The organism is Sphingobium sp. KCTC 72723 (assembly GCF_014280435.1).
Lineage (GTDB): Bacteria > Pseudomonadota > Alphaproteobacteria > Sphingomonadales > Sphingomonadaceae > Sphingobium.
Genome location: NZ_CP060388.1, coordinates 4073222 through 4091562 on the forward strand (window position 1 = coordinate 4073222; position 18341 = coordinate 4091562).

General features: G+C 64.2%; 18 protein-coding genes. 6 read left to right on the forward strand and 12 right to left on the reverse strand.

What is annotated here, in order from left to right; all coding sequences use genetic code 11:
• Positions 1-88: 88 nt before the first annotated feature.
• Together SPBM01_RS19710 and SPBM01_RS19715 are read right to left on the reverse strand one after the other, a co-directional pair.
• Positions 89-1465, reverse strand: coding sequence for a cytochrome P450 (locus tag SPBM01_RS19710; protein WP_188063158.1), 1377 nt, complete (start codon positions 1463-1465; stop codon positions 89-91).
• The gene (locus SPBM01_RS19715) at positions 1462-2595 is read right to left on the reverse strand and encodes a hypothetical protein (protein ID WP_188063159.1); all 1134 of its coding nucleotides are present in this window, start codon (positions 2593-2595) and stop codon (positions 1462-1464) included. The genes SPBM01_RS19710 and SPBM01_RS19715 overlap by 4 nt, the downstream gene beginning before the upstream one ends.
• 21 nt (positions 2596-2616) lie before the next feature.
• Between SPBM01_RS19715 and SPBM01_RS19720 the strand changes: the two genes are divergently transcribed.
• A complete protein-coding gene (locus SPBM01_RS19720) occupies positions 2617-2910 on the forward strand; it encodes a hypothetical protein (protein ID WP_188063160.1) in 294 nt (97 codons plus the stop codon).
• Between the two features lie 5 nt (positions 2911-2915).
• Positions 2916-3761, forward strand: coding sequence for a 3-deoxy-8-phosphooctulonate synthase (gene kdsA / locus SPBM01_RS19725; RefSeq protein ID WP_410483065.1), 846 nt, complete (start codon positions 2916-2918; stop codon positions 3759-3761).
• Positions 3762-3863: 102 nt separating this feature from the next.
• On the opposite strand, the gene SPBM01_RS19730 is transcribed toward kdsA, so the two are convergent.
• Positions 3864-5129: a glutamate-5-semialdehyde dehydrogenase gene (locus tag SPBM01_RS19730; protein WP_188063162.1), complete on the reverse strand. Its 1266-nt coding sequence runs from the start codon at positions 5127-5129 to the stop codon at positions 3864-3866.
• A 201-nt stretch (positions 5130-5330) separates the two neighbouring features.
• A complete protein-coding gene (locus SPBM01_RS19735; protein ID WP_188063163.1) occupies positions 5331-5822 on the reverse strand; it encodes a hypothetical protein in 492 nt (163 codons plus the stop codon).
• A 135-nt stretch (positions 5823-5957) separates the two neighbouring features.
• Between SPBM01_RS19735 and SPBM01_RS19740 the strand changes: the two genes are divergently transcribed.
• Together SPBM01_RS19740 and SPBM01_RS19745 are read left to right on the forward strand one after the other, a co-directional pair.
• On the forward strand, positions 5958-6842 hold the full coding sequence (locus SPBM01_RS19740) for an aldose 1-epimerase family protein (protein ID WP_188063164.1): 885 nt from the start codon (positions 5958-5960) through the stop codon (positions 6840-6842).
• Between the two features lie 124 nt (positions 6843-6966).
• A complete protein-coding gene (locus SPBM01_RS19745) occupies positions 6967-8544 on the forward strand; it encodes a peptide chain release factor 3 (RefSeq protein WP_188063165.1) in 1578 nt (525 codons plus the stop codon).
• A gap of 126 nt (positions 8545-8670) precedes the next feature.
• Here SPBM01_RS19745 and SPBM01_RS19750 read toward each other — a convergent pair whose 3' ends face one another.
• A complete protein-coding gene (locus SPBM01_RS19750; RefSeq protein ID WP_188063166.1) occupies positions 8671-9930 on the reverse strand; it encodes a spinster family MFS transporter in 1260 nt (419 codons plus the stop codon).
• A 106-nt stretch (positions 9931-10036) separates the two neighbouring features.
• Entirely contained in the window at positions 10037-12382 is a 2346-nt protein-coding gene (locus SPBM01_RS19755; protein WP_188063167.1) for a TonB-dependent receptor, read from the reverse strand.
• Positions 12383-12542: 160 nt separating this feature from the next.
• On the opposite strand from SPBM01_RS19755, the gene SPBM01_RS19760 reads away from it, so the two are divergent.
• Positions 12543-13154, forward strand: a complete 612-nt coding sequence (locus SPBM01_RS19760) for a TetR/AcrR family transcriptional regulator (protein WP_188063168.1) — start codon at positions 12543-12545, stop codon at positions 13152-13154.
• Between the two features lie 120 nt (positions 13155-13274).
• On the opposite strand, the gene metW is transcribed toward SPBM01_RS19760, so the two are convergent.
• Both metW and SPBM01_RS19770 read right to left on the reverse strand, forming a co-directional pair.
• Positions 13275-13877 carry a methionine biosynthesis protein MetW gene (gene metW / locus SPBM01_RS19765; protein ID WP_188063169.1) on the reverse strand — a complete coding sequence of 201 codons (603 nt, stop codon included), beginning with the start codon at positions 13875-13877 and terminating at the stop codon, positions 13275-13277.
• Positions 13874-15025, reverse strand: a complete 1152-nt coding sequence (locus SPBM01_RS19770) for a homoserine O-acetyltransferase MetX (protein WP_188063170.1) — start codon at positions 15023-15025, stop codon at positions 13874-13876. Before SPBM01_RS19770 ends, metW begins: the two co-directional genes overlap by 4 nt.
• Before the next feature lie 79 nt (positions 15026-15104).
• On the opposite strand from SPBM01_RS19770, the gene SPBM01_RS19775 reads away from it, so the two are divergent.
• Entirely contained in the window at positions 15105-16064 is a 960-nt protein-coding gene (locus SPBM01_RS19775; protein WP_188063171.1) for a 2-hydroxyacid dehydrogenase, read from the forward strand.
• 85 nt (positions 16065-16149) lie between these two features.
• On the opposite strand, the gene SPBM01_RS19780 is transcribed toward SPBM01_RS19775, so the two are convergent.
• The 4 genes from SPBM01_RS19780 to hisF all read right to left on the reverse strand — a co-directional run bounded on the left by SPBM01_RS19780 (position 16150) and on the right by hisF (position 18340).
• Positions 16150-16710 carry a hypothetical protein gene (locus tag SPBM01_RS19780; protein WP_188063172.1) on the reverse strand — a complete coding sequence of 187 codons (561 nt, stop codon included), beginning with the start codon at positions 16708-16710 and terminating at the stop codon, positions 16150-16152.
• 71 nt (positions 16711-16781) lie between these two features.
• Positions 16782-17102 carry a phosphoribosyl-ATP diphosphatase gene (locus tag SPBM01_RS19785; RefSeq protein ID WP_188063173.1) on the reverse strand — a complete coding sequence of 107 codons (321 nt, stop codon included), beginning with the start codon at positions 17100-17102 and terminating at the stop codon, positions 16782-16784.
• Between the two features lie 43 nt (positions 17103-17145).
• Positions 17146-17415: a PEP-CTERM sorting domain-containing protein gene (locus SPBM01_RS19790; RefSeq protein ID WP_188065850.1), complete on the reverse strand. Its 270-nt coding sequence runs from the start codon at positions 17413-17415 to the stop codon at positions 17146-17148.
• A 160-nt stretch (positions 17416-17575) separates the two neighbouring features.
• Positions 17576-18340 (reverse strand): imidazole glycerol phosphate synthase subunit HisF, encoded by a 765-nt coding sequence (gene hisF, locus SPBM01_RS19795; protein ID WP_188063174.1) that lies wholly within the window; start codon positions 18338-18340, stop codon positions 17576-17578.
• Position 18341: the final 1 nt, after the last annotated feature.

Below are 18341 nucleotides of genomic sequence, written 5' to 3' on the forward strand. Positions count from 1 at the left end.
CCTTGCAGGGGAGGTGGCTGGCCGAAGGCCAGACGGAGGGGTGTCACGCTCTCGTCAGGACGCGCCCTCTCCACCACTATGATTACAACTAAGGATGTGTGACCCGTTCAAACAGCAACCTCATCCCCGTGCGCGGGCGGATGGTCAGGCGGCTGATCGGTTCGGGCTTGAACCCCGCCGGCACGCTCAACCGATAACGCCGCACGACCGACGCGATCACCGTCATCACCTCCTGCTGCGCAAAGCCCGCACCCACGCACACGCGCGGGCCGCGCCCGAACGGGAACCAGGCTTGCTTGGTCATCTCCGCATTGGCCGGATCGTCGAAGCGGTCGGGGTCGAAGGCGTGGGGGCAGGCCCAATTATCCTTGTTCCGCTGCGTCAGCCATGGCGCGACGACCAGCATCGCCCCTTCCTCCAACTGCTTGTCGCGCATCGGCATCGGGCAAGTGACTTCGCGTGGAAAGAAAGCAACCGGGGGATAGAGGCGCAGCGTTTCGCGGAAGATATTGCGCAACTGCCCCATATCTTTCAGCATCGCGGCGCTCAGCACGTCATCGCCCGCTATCTCTGAAACTTCGTCCCGCACCCGGTCCTGAATATGTTTGCATTCCGCCAGCATATAGAGCGCCCAGGTCATCGTGCTGGCCGATGTTTCATGCCCCGCCAGAAATATGGTCGACACCTGCTCCATCACCTGTGCGCAGGTGAAGGGTTCGCCGGTCTGGGGATGCTTCGCCTCGATCAGCGACTGCAATATGTCGCGGTGCGGCGCTTCGCCACGAACATGAAAGCCTTCATAACGCGCCTCCACGATCGGGCGGAACACGTCATGAATCGCGCGGGCGGGACCGTGCGACCGCTTTTCGAACCAGCCCGCCGGGATGCCGTAGAGGCGCAGCATCGATGCGCTGTGGGCCAGCCGCTGAAACTTGCCGAACGCGGTGTGAATGATGTTGGATCGCGCTTCGTCCAGCGTCTGCGAAAACAAAGTGCGGAATATGATGTCGGCTGCCACATGCGTCATCATCGGGTCGATGTCGATCGGGCGCGCGGGGTCGGCCGCGTCCAGCCGCGCCAGAAAATCGTCCGCCGCGCCCACCATCAACGGCATGGAACGGTTGAGCGCGGTATGGGCGAAGGCGGGATTGACCATCGCCCGCTGGCTTTCCCAATCCGCGCCATTGGCGGAAAACACCGAATTGCCGATCAGCGGGTCGAGGTTGCGGACCAACTCCCGATGCTTGGGAAATGCGGTGCCGCCGCGCAATATCTGGTCCACAAGGGTCAGTTCATTGGCGATATACATGGTCTGGCCGGGCATCCGAATCTCGCCCATCTTCATCGTATAGCTTTTGTCGAACAGCACATGGATCCAGCTATGCCAGCCGCGCAGGAAGCGTTTGACAAGGCCGCGCTTGGTGCGCGGCGGCTGCGGATAGGGGGGCGTGAAAAGATCGGTCACGGGATCGTCCTGAAGGCAGCGACGGCATCGTCCACGGTGCGCGGGCCAGCGGTCAGGCTGATGAAATCGAGCGGTGATAGCCGGTCGCCCACGCGCAGATAGTCGAAATGCGCCTCATATTTGTTGGACCAGCCGCCATGATAATTTTCCGGCTGGTAGAACAGGTGAAAGCGCGGCGATAGCATGTCCACCCGCGCGGCGTGGCTGTCTGCGACAAGGCGCAGCGGATTGACGTTATAATAGGCCGCGCCATCGGGCGGGGACGATATGTCGACATAGCGGAACGCCTTGTCCGCCAGCGCCGCCAGATCGGCATGATACCATCCCGCGTCGCGGCGCAGGCCGATCACCGGCACCACCTGCCCCATGCCCACCATGACCGCATGGTTGGGCATCGGCGCATTTCGCAACGCAAACACACGGCGCAATATGCTCATGCCCAATATGGTGCCTGCGCTGTGCGTGACGATCTGCACCTCGTCCCAGTCGCCGTCCAGTTCCGCTGCGATGCGCGCGGCAAACTGATCGAGCCGCGCGTCCAGTTCCGCCCCCGGTCCCTGCGCGGCGAGCGCCCCATGATAGGTCATGAACCGCAACAACCATGGCACCACCAGCTTGGCCAGCAATCGCCCGGACAGCAGCGCACTGATGCCGATACCGACCAGCGCCCCGACCCAGAAGGGCAGGATCAACGACAACAACAAAGCCGGAATCAACGCCAGCAGCAGCGGTATCAGTACTGCGAACGCAGGCGGATAGAGAATGGTGATGACCGGCCCGGACCGCAGCCTGCGCATCCGCCCGAACTGCATGAAACGCGCATGGCCGCAATAGGCCCGCGCCGCACGCAGGGCGAGGGGGAGGGGATTGCGAATCCACACCTTGGCGATCAAATCTTCCCAGCGCAGATATTCATAATCGACCGCAACGCCCGCCGTCTCGTTGACCACGTCCCATTGCGTCGACACGACCGCCCCGGCAGGCCCGGCGCGGCGTCCGCCCACGGTCACATCTTCCCCCGTCAGCGCATGATAGCGCGCCGCCTGTTCGCGATAGAGCTGGTGATAGAAACGCACGCCGCGCGGATCGAAACCGCCGAGGTAAAAGACTTTACGCTTGAACTTTTGCACTGACACAGCCCTAATCGGGGCATGAACACACCCGAACGCGATTACTGCTATTTCATAGACCATCGCAAATACAACCGAAACATCGGTTGTCGCAAACATGACAATGCCTATGGCATCAATGGCGGCGGCAGCGAACGGGACCGTTGGCGCGCGGACATGGCCTTTTACCGCCATATGCGCGGCAATGGCGACCCGATGGCGCTGCCCTCGCTGATCGCCTGCCTGACCTTTGGCTGGTTCTGCTGGAACTATCATCCGGGCAAGGGACCATGGCGCGGGCAACTCTTGCGGCGTTTTGCAAAAGCGCCCAAATGAGCGCCATGACCCTTCCTGAACAAGCGACCAGTCCCAAACATGTGTCCGTCGGTCCCGTCACCTTCGGCAACGACCTGCCCTTCGTCCTGATTTCCGGCCCCTGCCAGATCGAAAGCCGCGACCATGCGCTGTTTTCGGCGGAAACGTTGCACGGCATCGCGGCCAAGGCAGGCGTGCCGTTCATCTTCAAATCCTCCTTCGACAAGGCGAACCGGACATCCGTATCGGGCCAGCGCGGCGTCGGCCTCGACGCTGGCCTTGCGATCCTGGCGGAGGTCAGGGCGATGCTGGGCTGCCCCGTCCTGACCGATGTGCATGATGCCGGTCAGGTAGAGGCCGTGGCGCAGGCAGTCGACATTCTCCAGATCCCCGCATTCCTCTGCCGCCAGACCGACCTGCTGCTCGCCGCCGGGCGCACCGGCGCGGTCATCAACGTCAAGAAGGGCCAGTTCCTCGCGCCATGGGACATGGCAGCGGTGGCGCAGAAAGTCGCCTCCACCGGCAATGATCGCATCCTGCTGACCGAACGCGGTGCGAGCTTTGGCTACAACACATTGGTCAGCGACATGCGCGCGCTGCCGACCATGGCCCAAACCGGCTATCCCGTGGTGTTCGACGCGACGCACTCAGTGCAGCAACCCGGCGGCCTCGGCACCGCATCGGGCGGCCAGCGCGAATTCGCGCCCTTGCTCGCCCGCAGCGCCGTGGCGGCCGGCGTCGCCGCCATCTTCGCCGAAGCCCATCAAGACCCCGACAATGCGCCGTCGGACGGCCCGGTCATGCTACCCTTCGACTGGGTCGGCCCGATGCTGGACAAGCTGAAAGCGATTGATGAAGTGGTGAAGGGGTAAGTCCTTCACCCGTCATCCCAGCGAACGCTGGGATCTCCCTTTCTTCAAACGCGATGCCAAGAGAAGCGAGATGCCAGCCTTCGCTGGCATGACGGTTGGAACTTACGGCCGGACCTGCCCGGTCCCCCGCACGATCCACTTGTACGTCGTCAACCCTTCGAGCGCCACCGGCCCGCGCGCGTGCAGCCGTCCGGTCGAAATGCCGATTTCCGCGCCCAGCCCAAACTCACCCCCATCGGCAAATTGGGTGGATGCGTTCCACATCACGATCGCGCTATCCACCGCGTTCAGGAAGCGTTCGGCAGTCGCGCCATCGTCGGTGATGATCGCGTCGGTATGGTGGCTGGCATGGGCGGCGATATGCGCGATCGCTTCGTCCACACCGTCGACCAGCCGGATCGACACGATCGCGTCGAGATATTCGGTGTCCCAGTCCGCTTCGTTCGCCGCCGTGACGCGCGCATCCATCGCCATCACGGCCTCATCGCCGCGCACCGCGCATTTCGCATCCAGCAGCGCCTTCACCAACGCAGGCGCGTCGCCAAAGGCGCGGTCGATCAGCACCGTTTCGGTCGATCCGCATACGCCCGTCCGGCGCATCTTGGCATTGACCACCAATTGCCGCGCCATCGCCGGGTCCGCCGCGCCATCGACATAGCTGTGGTTGATCCCGTCCAGATGCGCCAGTACCGGCACCCGCGCTTCGTCCTGCACCCGCGCGACCAGGCTCTTGCCGCCGCGTGGCACGATCAGGTCGATAAATTCCGACGCACGCAGCAATGCGCCCACTGCCGCCCGGTCGGTCGTCGGCACCAGTTGCACCACATCGACCGGCAGGCCAGCGGCGACAATTCCCTCGACCATCGCGGTCAGGATGGCGCGATTGCTCTCCCGCGCCTCGCTGCCGCCGCGCAGGATGACCGCATTGCCCGCGCGCAGACACAAAGCCGCCGCATCCGCCGTCACATTGGGGCGGCTTTCATAGATGATGCCGATCACGCCCAGCGGCACGCGCACTCGGCTGAGTTCCAGCCCGTTGGGTCGCACGCTCTGGTCGATCACTGCGCCCAGCGGATTGGCGAGGGAAGCGACCTGATCCACGCCATCGGCGGTCGCGGCAACGCGCCCCGCGTCCAGCTTCAGCCGGTCCAGCATGGCAGGCGACAGGCCGTTGGCGGCGGCATTTTCCATGTCGCGGGCGTTAGCGGCAATGATCGCCGGTGCCTGATCCCGCAACGCCTGCGCCGCGCGGCGCAGCGCATCGGCTTTCTGCGCATCGCTCGCCTGCGCGATCACCTGCGCGGCGCGGCGTGCGCGCGCGCCCATCATGGCGATCAGCATTTCAGGAGTCTGGGTCAGGTCGTTCATCGCGTGTCTCGCCACTTATATTCGGCGGCGGTTTAGCATGAAAGCACGCACCTGCCAAAAGCCAAGCGCGGTGCTGACGGCCAGGTCATGGGTCGCGTATGTCCCGGCCGCCAGCGGGCAGTGAAACTGCCACGGCCTCATGCTTATGGTGCGCGCCTGACCCGCGCATACCCCGAATGGGGTAGGCCATTAAAATATCAATCAGCTTGTGATTCTGCACCCCTTGGTCGCCGCGATTCCGCGCAGATAGCCGCGCCGGGCGACGCCTGCCGTCACTGCCGCCTGCAAACGCCGTTCCTGCGGCGCAGCGCCGCTGATTTCGCGCACCAGCCCGCGAAACGGGATCAGCGAATTGACGATCGTCTTGCCCACCGCTTCGGCGATCTTGCCGGTGCGATTTTCATTCGCCTTTGCGCCGACGGTAAAATCTTCCCCCAGCACCGCGTTCAGTTCGCCCAGCGATGTCGTCAGCCCCTTGCATGTGCGCGAAGGCGGCGTGGCATAGGGGTTTTCCACGGCTTTCAGCAGCACGGCCGGAATCTCATCCTTGTCGATGCCGATGTCGCGCGCGGGCTGGGTCGCGATCGTCCCGGCCTTGCGCATCGTATCGTCGCGGGGTTTTTCCGCGTCCTGCGCAAAGGCCGCGCCGGACAGCAGCAGCGGCACGAACAGGGCAGTCGTCAATAATTTCATCGTCATGGTCCTCCCGCCGCGCCTAACCAGCGACGCCCCCCTTGGGTTCCCATCCGTAACGATTCCGGCAAGGGAGGCGACAAGGGGCGTGCCTGCGGTTAATGCGCAAACGCCAGCAACGGGAGACAGCCCAAGATGACAGACATGCCGATCCGCATCGCGTCCGACGCCCTGAGCGCCATGATCCACCCGCGCGGCGCGGAATTGACGGGATTGCGCGACGGGCAGGGACGCAGCCTGATGACCGATGCCGATCCGCGCTGGTGGACCAGCCATGCGCCCTTGCTGTTCCCCTTCGTCGGCCGGTCGCGCGGCGACATGTATCGGCTCGACGGTCGCGACTATCCGATGCCCCAGCACGGCTTTGCCCGGCGCAGCGACTTCACGCTGGTCGAACAGGGTGACGACCATGTCCTGTTCCGGCTGGAGGCGGACGCCGACAGCCGCGCCGTCTATCCGTTCGATTTCCGCCTCGACATGGCCTTCGCGCTGGCGGGTGCGACGCTCCACATGACCGCGACCGTGACCAACCGGGGCGAAGCGGCCATGCCCTTTTCCTTCGGCTATCACCCCGCCTTCGCCTGGCCCTTGCCCTATGGCGGCGAAGTGGCGGACCACCGCATCGTATTCGCGCAACCTGAACCCGCCCCCATTCGCAAGGTCGGCGCGGAACCCGGCCTCATCGCCCATGACGCAGTGCCTTCCCCGGTCGAAGGCGACACGCTCGCCCCGACCCATGCGATGTTCGATGGCGACGCGCTGATCTGGGATACGCTGAACAGCCGCTCGCTGCTCTGGGGCGTGCCGGGCCAGCCGCGTCTGAAGATCGACTTTCCCGACACGCCCTGGCTGGGCCTGTGGCAGAAACCGGGCGCCCATTATCTGTGCGTCGAACCCTGGGCGGGCATGGCCGATCTGGTCGGGTTCGACGGCGACGTGTGGGGTAAGCAGGGGATCATGGCGCTGCTGCCGGGCGACGCGCGCAGCTTCCGCATGGACGTGACGCTGACGGAGGACTGACCCCTATTTTTTCCCGTCATTCCCGCGTAGGCGGGAATCCATCTCCCAACCCCACCTCCTGCCGCACCGTCGGGAGATGGATCCCCGCCTGCGCGGGGACAAACGAACCAGATAGATTGACCTGATGACCATCCCATCCCGCCGCACTTTCGCGATCATTTCCCACCCTGACGCCGGTAAAACCACGCTGACCGAAAAGCTGCTGCTGGAAGGCGGGGCGATCCATCTGGCGGGGGAGGTCAAGGCGCGCGGGCAGAATCGCCGCGCCCGGTCGGACTGGATGAAGATCGAGCAGCAGCGCGGCATTTCCGTCACTTCCTCGGTCATGACGTTCGAGCGGACGCGCGATGGCGAAACCATCACCTTCAACCTGCTCGACACGCCAGGGCATGAGGATTTTTCCGAGGACACTTATCGCACCCTGACCGCCGTCGATTCCGCCGTCATGGTGATCGACGCGGCCAAGGGCATCGAGCCGCAGACGCGCAAGCTGTTCGAGGTGTGCCGCCTGCGCAACCTGCCCATCATCACCTTCGTCAACAAGGTGGATCGCGAAGGCCGCGAAACCTTTGGCCTGCTCGACGAAGTGGCCGACCAGTTGCAGCTCGACGTCTGCCCGATGGGCTGGCCGGTCGGCATGGGCGGCGAGTTCGAAGGGATTTACGATTTCGCCACCAACCGCCTGATGCAGCCGACCGGCCCGTCCAAGGAATTTGACGGCACCCGCCAGCAATTTACCGGCATCGACGATCCCCGCCTGGCTGATTATCTCTCACCCCGCGCGCTGGACCGGCTGCGTGAGGAAGCGGAACTGGCGCAGGGCGGCTATGCGGGGTTCGACCTCGACCGTTATCGGCAGGGCGACCTGACTCCAGTCTATTTCGGCTCCGCGCTCAAGCTGTTCGGTGTCACCGAACTGATCGACGCGCTCGCCGCCCACGCCCCGCCGCCGCGCGCGCAACCGGCCGAACCCGCCCCGGTCGAACCGGAAGGCAGCGAAGTCACTGGCTTCATCTTCAAGGTGCAGGCCAATATGGACCCCATGCACCGCGACCGCATCGCCTTCATGCGGCTGGTGTCGGGCAAATTCCGGCGCGGCATGAAACTGACGCCGAGCGGGTCGGGCAAGCCGCTTGCGGTCCATTCGCCGATCCTCTTCTTCGCGCAGGACCGCGAACTGGCCGACGAAGCCTTTCCCGGCGACATCATCGGCATCCCCAATCATGGCGCGCTGCGCGTGGGCGATACGCTCAGTGAAAAGCCCGGCCTGCGCTTCACTGGCCTGCCCAATTTCGCCCCCGAAATCCTGCGCCGGGTGCAATTGAAAGACCCGACCAAGACCAAGCAATTGCGCAAGGCACTGGACGACCTGTCCGAAGAAGGCGTGATTCAGGTTTTCTACCCCGAAATCGGCAGCAACTGGATCGTCGGCGTGGTCGGCCAACTCCAGCTTGAAGTGCTGATTTCCCGGCTGGACGCGGAATATAAGGTCGCGGCGGGCCTCGAACCCTCGCCCTTCGACACGGCCCGCTGGATCAGCGGCGACGAAACGGCGGTCAAGGATTTCGTCGGCTTCAACAGCGCGAACCTGGCCAAGGACCGCGACGGCGATCTGGTGTTCATGGCCCGCAGCGCATGGGACGTAGGCTATCAGCAGGAACGCCACCCCAAGGTGAAATTCAGCGCGACCAAGGAACGCTAATAGGCAGCGTGTTCCGGCCTTCGCGGGAACACGCTGCCTATTGATGCAAAAAAATCACGAATAGACTGCATTGCTTCTGTCTAATCATGAAATGAATATCGGTGACTCTATGTCCATGTCGCTGTCTCAAACAGCAACCCAATCCCTGCGCAACGCCTTGCCCGCCAGCGCCATGAACAGTCCGGCCAGCAGATAAAATCCCAGCGCCGCGATGATCGCATAGCGCAACGCCTCCGCCCCATAGGCAGGCGTCAGCGCGTCCGACAAAGCGCCCACCGCCCAGCTTCCCAAGCCCAGACCCACCAGATTGTTGATCAGCAGGAAACTCGCCGCCGCACTGGCCCGCATATGCGCTGGCACCAGATGCTGCACGGCGGTCAGCACCGGGCCGAGCCAGACATAGACCAAAGCCTGCGGGATCAGGAACAGGGTAAAGGCCGCCGTCACGCTGTGCGACAACACGCCCACCACGAACAGCGGCATTCCCACCACATAGCTGACCGCCGGCACCCACGCATAATAGGCCTTGTCCCGGCCCCCCATGGCATCGCCCAGCCAGCCGCCCAGCAATACGCCCGCAACCCCGCCTATCAGCAGCAGCCCGCCCAGAAACTGTCCCGCGCCGATCAGGTCCAGCCCGAAACTGCGCATCAGCAGGCTGGGCAGCCAGAAGGCGACGCCATAGCCGCACATCGAACTGGACGCCGCGCCAAGCGCCAGGAACCAGAAGCTGCGCTTGGCCGCCAGGATGCCGAACACCGCGCTGACCGGCACGGCATCGGCCGCCTGAACCGGGCGCGCGGGTTCGCGCACCACGATGCGAAAGATCGGCGCGATCAATATGCCCATGATGCCAACGGCGATAAACGCGGTGCGCCACTCGACCGTCTGCGCGATGTAGCCGCCCAGCAGCACGCCGCCCGCCGACCCCAGCGGAATCCCCAGCGAATAGATGGACAACGCCCGCGCCCGCTGATGCGCGGGAAAATAGTCGGCGATCACGGCATAGGATGGCGCGACCCCGCCCGCTTCTCCCACGCCCACGCCGATGCGGCACAGGAATAATTGCATGAAACTGCCCGCCATCCCGCACAGCGCGGTAAAGCCGCTCCACACGGCCAGCGACACAGTGATGACCCATGTCCGGCTGGTCCGGTCGGCCAGCAACGCCAGCGGAATCGCCAGCGTCGAATAGAGCAGCGCAAAGGCAATCCCGCCCAGCGCGCCCAACTGCCCGTCGCTCAGCCCCAACTCCGCCTTGATCGGCCCAGCCAGGATGCCAAGGATCTGCCGGTCGAGGAAATTGAACGTATAGACGAGCAGCAGCATCGCCAGCACGACAGCACGATAGGCGGGGGATGGGATGGCGGGCGTTGGGTCAGTCATATGTGCTCCTTACGCCCCTTGCCGCAAAGCAAAAGCGTGTTCCCGCGCAGGCGGGAACCCAGTCCCGCCATGGAACTGGATTCCCGCCTTCGCGGGAATACCGAACCTAGAACTTCACCGTCCCCGTCACGAACAGCTGCCGGGGATTGCCGTAAAATGCCGTCAGCGTGCCTTCCCGGCCCAGCGAAGGCGTCGGGAAACCGGCGGCATTGTTAACGATCGCCCCGGTCGTCGCATTGGCCGCGACGAAGGTGTAACCCGACGTCTTATACTCCTTGTCCATCAGGTTCTTGCCATGCAGGCCCAGCGTCCAGCGATCGTCGGGCGCGGTATAGACGATGCTGGCGTCCCACAGGGCAAAGCCGCTCTGGTCGATATAGGGATTTGGCACTTCGAACTGATAAGTGGTGCTGCGCCACGACACGGTGCTGCCCAGATACAGGCTGCCATCGCCCACGGGTGCGGTATAATTCAGCGTGCCGCTGGCGGTCCATTTGGGCGTATTCTGCACCTTGCGGAACGCGGCCACATCGGTCGGGCGACCGCCGATATTGGAAATATATTCCTTATATTCCGCGTCGATGAAGCCGATCGCAGTGGACAGGCCCAGCCGGTCGCCGCCGGTCAGCAGGTCGCGGCCCAACCGCGCGGTGCTTTCAAATTCCAGCCCCTTGAACCGTGCCTTGCCTGCATTGGACACCACGCCGCAGAAGGACGGGATGCCGCCCACGGTGCAGGCGACCGATCCGGGGATCTGCACATTCTTGTAATCGGCATAGAAGCCCGCGACTGCGACATAGAGCGCGCCGTCCATGAAATTGCCCTTGTAGCCGACTTCATAGCTGTCGACTTCTTCGGGCGCGAAACTCAGGAAGGACGCGATTTCATTGTCCTGCCGCACGCCGTCGCCGTTGAGGTCAGGCGCATTGGTGCCGACCCCGCGCGGATCGAAACCGCCGCCCTTGAACCCCTTGGAATAGCTGCCGTAGAGATTATGGTCGGGCGTCGGCTTGAAGCTGACGGAAAAGCGCGGCGTGAATTTCTTATATTCGCGGTTGCCGTTGAAATCTGTGCCGGGCGCGCCGAACGCCACCCCCGCGCCACCGAACAAAGGCGATCCGCCGCCCAGATAATTTTGCCGCAAAATGTCGGCCCGGCGCTTGTCCCAAGTGTAGCGGCCACCCGCCGACACGCTCAATTGCTGCGAAATATCGAACGTGAAATCGCCGAAAATGGCATAGGTTTCGGTATCCACATCCGCCTTGGTATAGGCGGTCAGCCCCGCGACGGTGGTGAACAGCCGCACGTCGAACGCAGTGTCCGCCTTTGCGTCCAGATAATAGAAACCGACCATGCCGTGCAGCGGTCCCTGATCGTAGAGCAGCTGGAATTCCTGGCTCAGCTGCTCGTTGAAGTAAAAGGCCGGCACATCGACATCGACCGCAGGCAGCGCGTCGAAGTCGATCGGCGACGCGCTGTCATCCTTGCGCCACGCGCTGATCGACCGCAGCGTCACCGCGTCGCTCAGTTCTGCGGTGATGTTCATCGAAAGCCCGTAGGACTTCACATATTGCTTGGGATCGACCAGCCCGCCGCGCGTGTCGAACACATCGCCCAGCACCGGCGCACCCGACAACTGGCCGGGGATAAGGCGATGGCCACCCCGCGCGCTGCTATTATCCTTGGTATAGTCGCCGGTAATGCGCATCAGCACCGGCTGGCCATAACCGCCCATTTCGAACGTCGCGCGCCCGGCCCACACATCCTTGTTGTAATTCTCGTCCCCGGTGGTCAGGTTCTTGCCGAACCCGCCGCGCGACAGGCGGGCAAAGGCACCACCGACGCGGATCAGGTCGCTGATCGGGGCGGACGCGCTGATGATGCCATCGGCCTGATCATAGCTGCCATAGGTGCCTTTGATCTTCACCGCAAAATCCTGCGGCAGCATCTTGGTCACATATTTCACCGCGCCGCCGATGGTGTTGCGGCCGTACAGCGTCCCCTGCGGCCCGCGCAGCACTTCGATCCGCTCGACCTCGTAAATGTCCAGGATCGCGCCCTGCGGCCGGTTGAGATAGACATCGTCCAGATAGATGCCGACCCCTTGTTCGAAGCCGGACACCGGATCCTGCTGCCCCACGCCGCGAATGAAGGCCGTCAGCGTCGAATTGGTGCCGCGCGATGCTTCCAGCGTGGTGTTGGGCGTGACGTTCGCCAGGTCGGTAATGTCGATCGCCCCGCCCCGCTCCAGCGCCTCGCCAGAAAAAGCGCTGACGGCGATCGGCACGCTGACCAGCGTTTCCTCGCGGCGGCGGGCGGTGACGATGATCGCGCCTTCGCTGTCGTCGGCGGCACCCTGCGGCGCTTGCTGGGCGATAGCGGGCATGGCCAGCGCGCCGGTAAAGGCGGCGGAGGCGAGGGCAAGTGCGCGGATGCTGTGATGGGCCTTCATGGGCGGTTCCTCTCCTGATCGGTGCGCCCGATTGCCGGGTCGCGATGCGTCTTGCCTGATTCGATAATGAAAGTTGAACCATCTTTCAACTTGAAATAAGAGGCAGCAGACAAGACCGTATCGCTGCGGCAAAAAGAACACAGATTTTCAAGGAGTGGACATGGCCGATCCTGCCGCGAAGGACGACAAGACGCCGCGCACGGCGCGCGGCGAACGCACGCGGCGCGCGCTTTTGTCGGCGGCAGCGGCGGAATTTGGCGAAAAGGGATTTCACGACGGATCGATCAGCGGCATCACGCGCCGGGCGGGCTGCGCGCTGGGCAGTTTCTATACCTATTTCGATACCAAGGATGACATCTTCCGCGCGCTGGTGGCCGATATGTCGGGCCAGGTGCGCGACTATGTCTCCCCCCGCGTGGCCCAGGCGCGCGACGGCATCGACGCCGAACGAATCGGGCTATTGAGCTTTCTGGAGTTCGCGCGCGAACATAAGGAAATTTACCGCATCATCGACGAAGCCGAGTTTGTCGATCAGGCCGCCTACCGCGCCCATTATGAAAACACCGCCACTCGCATGGCCGCTCGCCTGACCAAGGCAGCGGCGAAGGGCGACGTGCGCGCGGATGTGGAGGAAGTCCATGCCTGGGCGATCATGGGCATGAACGTGTTTCTGGGCCTGCGCTATGGCGTGTGGGACGCCAGCCGCCCGGCGGACGAGATTGCCGCCATCGCCAACGCGCTGGTGGAACGGGGCATCGGCACGCGGGGGTAGGTTCCGGCTTGCATAGGCCCACCCCGCTGCGACTAAACCACGCCTTCGGCGCGGGAAGTCTCGCTCCCCTCCCGCAGGCGGGAGGGGCTGGGGGTGGGCCAGCGCAACGCCCGCAACCCCTCACTTCCGCAACAAAAACACCGCATGTTCGGCAAACAGGTTCGCGTTCGCGTGGGTCGTTTCCTTGTCCCCTTTCAGGAACCATTGCCCGTCGATATGCCAGCCGCGCTCCTTCACCAGCGCGCGAAAATCGTCCACGGTCAGGTGGTGGATGTTGAGCGTATCATACCAGGTATCGGGCAACAGCCGCGTCACTGGCATCCGCCCGCCCCACAATAGCGACAGCCGCCCGCGCCAATGCGCGAAATTGGGGAAGGACACGAACGCTTGGCCTCCGATGCGCAGCAATTCGTCCACCACCAGGTCGGGCCGCCGTGTCGTCTGGAGCGTCTGGCTCAATATCGCATAGTCGAAACTGGCGTCGGGATAATAGCGCAGGTCCGTGTCCGCATCCCCCTGCACCACCGACAGCCCGCGCCCCACCGCGTCCGCAACGTTGGACCCGTCCAGTTCCAGCCCGCGCGCATCCACGCCCTTCGCGTCGCGCAGCGCCGCCATCAGCGCGCCGTCGCCGCAGCCCACGTCCAGCACCCGCGCGCCCGCCCGCACCGTCCGCGCGATCAGCGCCAGGTCGGGCCGCAACTGATCGGTCGCCGCATTCATGCCCGTCCGCCCTTCAAAAACCCGTCCACCACCCGGTTGAGTTCGGGACATTCCAGCAGGAAGGCGTCATGCCCGAACGGGCTGGACAGTTCCACGAAACTGGCCTGCGCCCCGCCAGCGTTCAGGGCATGGACGATGATCCGCGATTCTGTGGTGGGATAGAGCCAGTCGGTATCGAAACTGACGAGGCAGAAGCGCGCCTTGCTGGCGGTAAAGGCCCGCGCCAGCGACCCGCCATGATCCTCGGCAATGTCATAATAGTCCATCGCGCGAGTGATGTAGAGATAGGAGTTCGCGTCGAACCGTTCGACGAAACTCAGCCCCTGATGGCGCAGATAGCTTTCCACCTGAAAATCCGCGTCGAAACCGAATGTCTTGGCCCCGCCCGGATTTTCCGGTCGGCCCTGCAACCGCCGCCCGAATTTCTCGGTCAATCCCGCTTCGGACAGATAGGTGATATGCGCTGCCATCCGCGCGACGGCCAGCCCCGCGCTGGGGATCTGCCCATCGGCATAATAATCGCCCCCGCGCCAGTGCGGATCGGCCATGATCGCTTGGCGCCCCACTTCATGGAACGCGATATTCTGCGCACTGTGCCGCGCGGTCGAGGCAATGACGATGCAGCTTTCCACCCGGTCGGGGAACAAGGTGGGCCAGGTCAGCGCCTGCATTCCCCCCATCGACCCGCCAATGACGGCAGACAGCCGATCGACCCCCAGATGGTCCAGCAACGCCGCCTGCGCCCGCACCATGTCGGCGATGGTCAGCATTGGAAAGCGCATGGCGAAGGGATCGCCGCTCACCGGGTCCAGGCTGGCCGGGCCGCTCGACCCCATGCAACTGCCGATGACGTTGGAACAGATGATGAAATGCCGCGCCGGATCGACTGGTTTGCCCGGTCCCACCAGCCGCCACCACCAGCCCGGCTTGCCCGTCACGGGGTGGTCGGACGCGACATATTGGTCGCCGGTCAGCGCGTGGCAGATCAGGATGACGTTCGACCTGTCCGCATTCATCGTGCCATAGGTTTCGTAGGCGATGTCGACCGGCGTAAGCACGGCTCCGCTGTCGAGGGGGAGGGGGCCGCTGAGCCGCACCTGTCGGCGCAGGCCGAAACGGCTGTCATCTGTCACTGAAACGCTGGCCATGGCACGCTCGCGCTAGGACCGCCGCCCCGCGCTGTCAATCGGGGCTGGCAATCTGGCGCTGTCGCCTGTCAGTCCCTAGATGGAGGCCATGACCCAGACCCATCGCCCCCCGATCGTCGCCTATGGCCCGCTCTACCCCTATCTGACGCAGGGACTGGAAGAACGCTTCACGGTTCATGCCGTAGCGGCAGACGCTGATCCCGCGACTCTGCCCGACACGGCGCGCACGGCGCGGGCGCTGGTCAGCTTCGGGTCGGTCGGCGCTTCGGCGGCGATCATGGACGCGCTGCCGCATCTGGAGATGATCGGCCTGTTTTCGGTCGGCTATGATAAGGTCGATGTCGATCATGCCCGCGCAAAGGGTATCCGCGTCACCAACACGCCCGACGTGCTGACGGATGATGTCGCGGATCTGGCCGTCGGCCTGCTCTATGCCACCGTGCGCAACATCGCCGCCAATGACCGGCTGGTGCGGTCGGGCGGATGGGAACGGGGGGACAAGCCCACGCTGTCGGGCCGGGTGACGGGCCGCCGCATCGGCATATTGGGGCTTGGCCGCATCGGCCGCGCCATCGCCCACCGGCTGGAGCCAGTCGCGGGCGAGATCGTCTATCACAACCGCCGGGCAGCTACGGACACCGCCTATCGCTACATCGCCGATCCACTGGATTTCGCGCGCGAAAGCGACGTCATCATCGTCGCCACTTCTGGCGGGCCGGAAGCGGCCAAGCTGGTCGACGCCGCAATGCTCGACGCGCTCGGCCCGGACGGAGTGATCGTCAACATCAGCCGGGGCAGCGTGATCGACGAGGACGCACTGGTCGCGGCACTCACGGAAAAACGGATCGCCGGCGCGGGGCTGGACGTGTTCGCCGCCGAACCCCACGTCCCGCCCGCCTTGCTGGCGATGGACCATGTCGTGCTGCAACCCCATCAGGGCAGCGCCACCGTGGAAACCCGCGCGGCCATGGCCGATCTGGTCCTCGCCAATCTCGACGCCCATTTCGCCGGACGGCCACTGGTGACGCCCGTGGTGTAAGGGCAAGGGTTGGATTTCGTCTCCCGCTCCCCCGCCTTTCTCCTGAACGGAGAGGGGGAGTGAGGAAACGATCCCATTTTGCGGTTTAGGAGGCTCCTATGCCGTCCGCTTTGCCTTCCATCAGCTTCGCCGCGATCAGCCCCGCGGCCACCAGCGCGACGAAATCGCTCAGCGCCAGATAGAGGATATAGGTCCAGGGCGCATGGTTGAACACGGCCTGCCCGATATGCAGCCACAGCACGGCGGCCAGTGCGAACAGCAAAATCACGCGCGCCCGCCCGGCGAAATTCCCCGCCACCAGACGCAGCGCCAGCGCGATCACCACGCCCACGACCAGCGACAGGATCAGCCCGCCGATCAGGCTGCCACTGTCCATCACCGGAAAACCGCCGTCATTGTAAAATATCTGCGCGACTGGACCCTTGCCATATAGCACCGTGCCTTGCGCCGTCGCCGGATCGGGGATGATATAGACGCCGGTGCCAGTGGGGCTAAGCGCCTGCGCCAGCGCGGCTTGCAGGTTCGCGCCTGCCGTCTCGTCCGCCCGGCTCATCGCCAGCGCACTCAGCGGCGTCCCCCAGAACAGAAACCCCGTCATGAACATCGCAAAGCCGCCCAGCAGCCCGCCTATCAATGTCCTGATCATATCGCTCGCTCCCCCCGTTGCGTAACCGGGCGGGAAGCTGACTGACAAAGGCGGGGGACGCAACCTGTTTATCAGTCCGCCGGACGCGACGCCTTTTCGGCGATGCCCGACACGCCTTCGCGCCGGTCCAGTTCGTCCAGCACCCGGTCGAACGCTATGTCCATATCGGCCAGCAACAGCATGAGGTGGAAGATCAGGTCTGCGCTTTCGCCGACCACGCCGTCGCTGTCGCCCGCCATCGCGGCAATCACGGTTTCGACCGCTTCCTCGCCGACCTTCTGCGCAATCTTGGCGCGTCCGCGCGCGCTCAGCTTGGCGACATAGGAAGTGGACGGGTCCGCCGTCCGCCGTTGGCGGATGGTCTGTTCAAGGGTGTGAAGGGTCGCGCGCATGGCTTGCATGAAGCGTCCCGCGCGCGACCCGTCAACGGGAAAGTTACTTGCCCTTGCGCCGTGCGAAGATCACCCGGCCACCCAGCACCGCCACGCCCATGGCAAACAGCATCATCTGTTCCGGTTCGGGTACAGGCGTTGGCGTGCCGCCCGATGACGATGTGCTGCTGTTGCCGCTCGACGTGCTGCCACCCGAACTGCTCGACCCGCCGCACTTCTTGCTGAACCAGCAACCCCATGTCGCGTTGGCGGGCGTCGCCGCGACCATCATTGTGGCGGCGCCGACCGCCAGCAACATTCTGTTTACATTCATCATCATACCCCTTTTCCTGTCGGTTTAAGACAAGGGAATGAGTGCAGGGTGCGTGCCACAAATGCGGAATAGAAGAGGAAGGGCGTGCTGTCTGGTTAACGCGCCCTTGCAGGGCATGGTTATTGTAAATTAACCCGACGCTTTGACGCGCCTGTGCGTCCTAATGACCGCGAACCGGGATCCCGGCCGCCGCCAGTGCCTGATGCGCTTCAGCAATAGTATGTTGGCCAAAATGAAATATCGACGCGGCCAGCACGGCGCTGGCATGGCCCTGCACGACTCCCTCAACCAGGTGGTCGAGCGTCCCCACGCCGCCGCTGGCGATCACTGGCACGGACACGGCATCGGCAATCGCACGGGTCAGCGCCAGGTCATATCCTGCCTTGGTCCCGTCGCCGTCCATCGACGTCACGAGCAATTCGCCCGCGCCCAGCTTTGCCAGCCGCATCGCATGTTCCAGCGCGTCGATGCCAGTCGGCTTGCGCCCGCCATGGGTGAAGATTTCCCACCGGCCCTCACCGACCCGGCGCGCATCGACCGAACCCACGATGCACTGGCTGCCAAAACGGTCGGCAATGTCCGCCACCAATTCGGGCCGCGCCACTGCCGCGCTGTTGACCGCCACCTTGTCCGCGCCTGCCAGCAGCAGCGCGCGCGCATCCTCCGGGCTGCGCACCCCGCCGCCGACCGTCACTGGCATGAAGCAGACTTCCGCCGTGCGCCGCACCACGTCCAATATCGTGCCGCGCGCCTCATGCGTGGCCGTGATGTCCAGAAAGCACAGCTCGTCCGCGCCCGCTGCGTCATACAGCTTGGCTTGCTCGACCGGATCGCCCGCATCCTGCAAGTCCACGAAATTGACGCCCTTGACCACGCGCCCATTGGCCACGTCCAGACAGGGGATGACACGGGTACGGACGGTCATG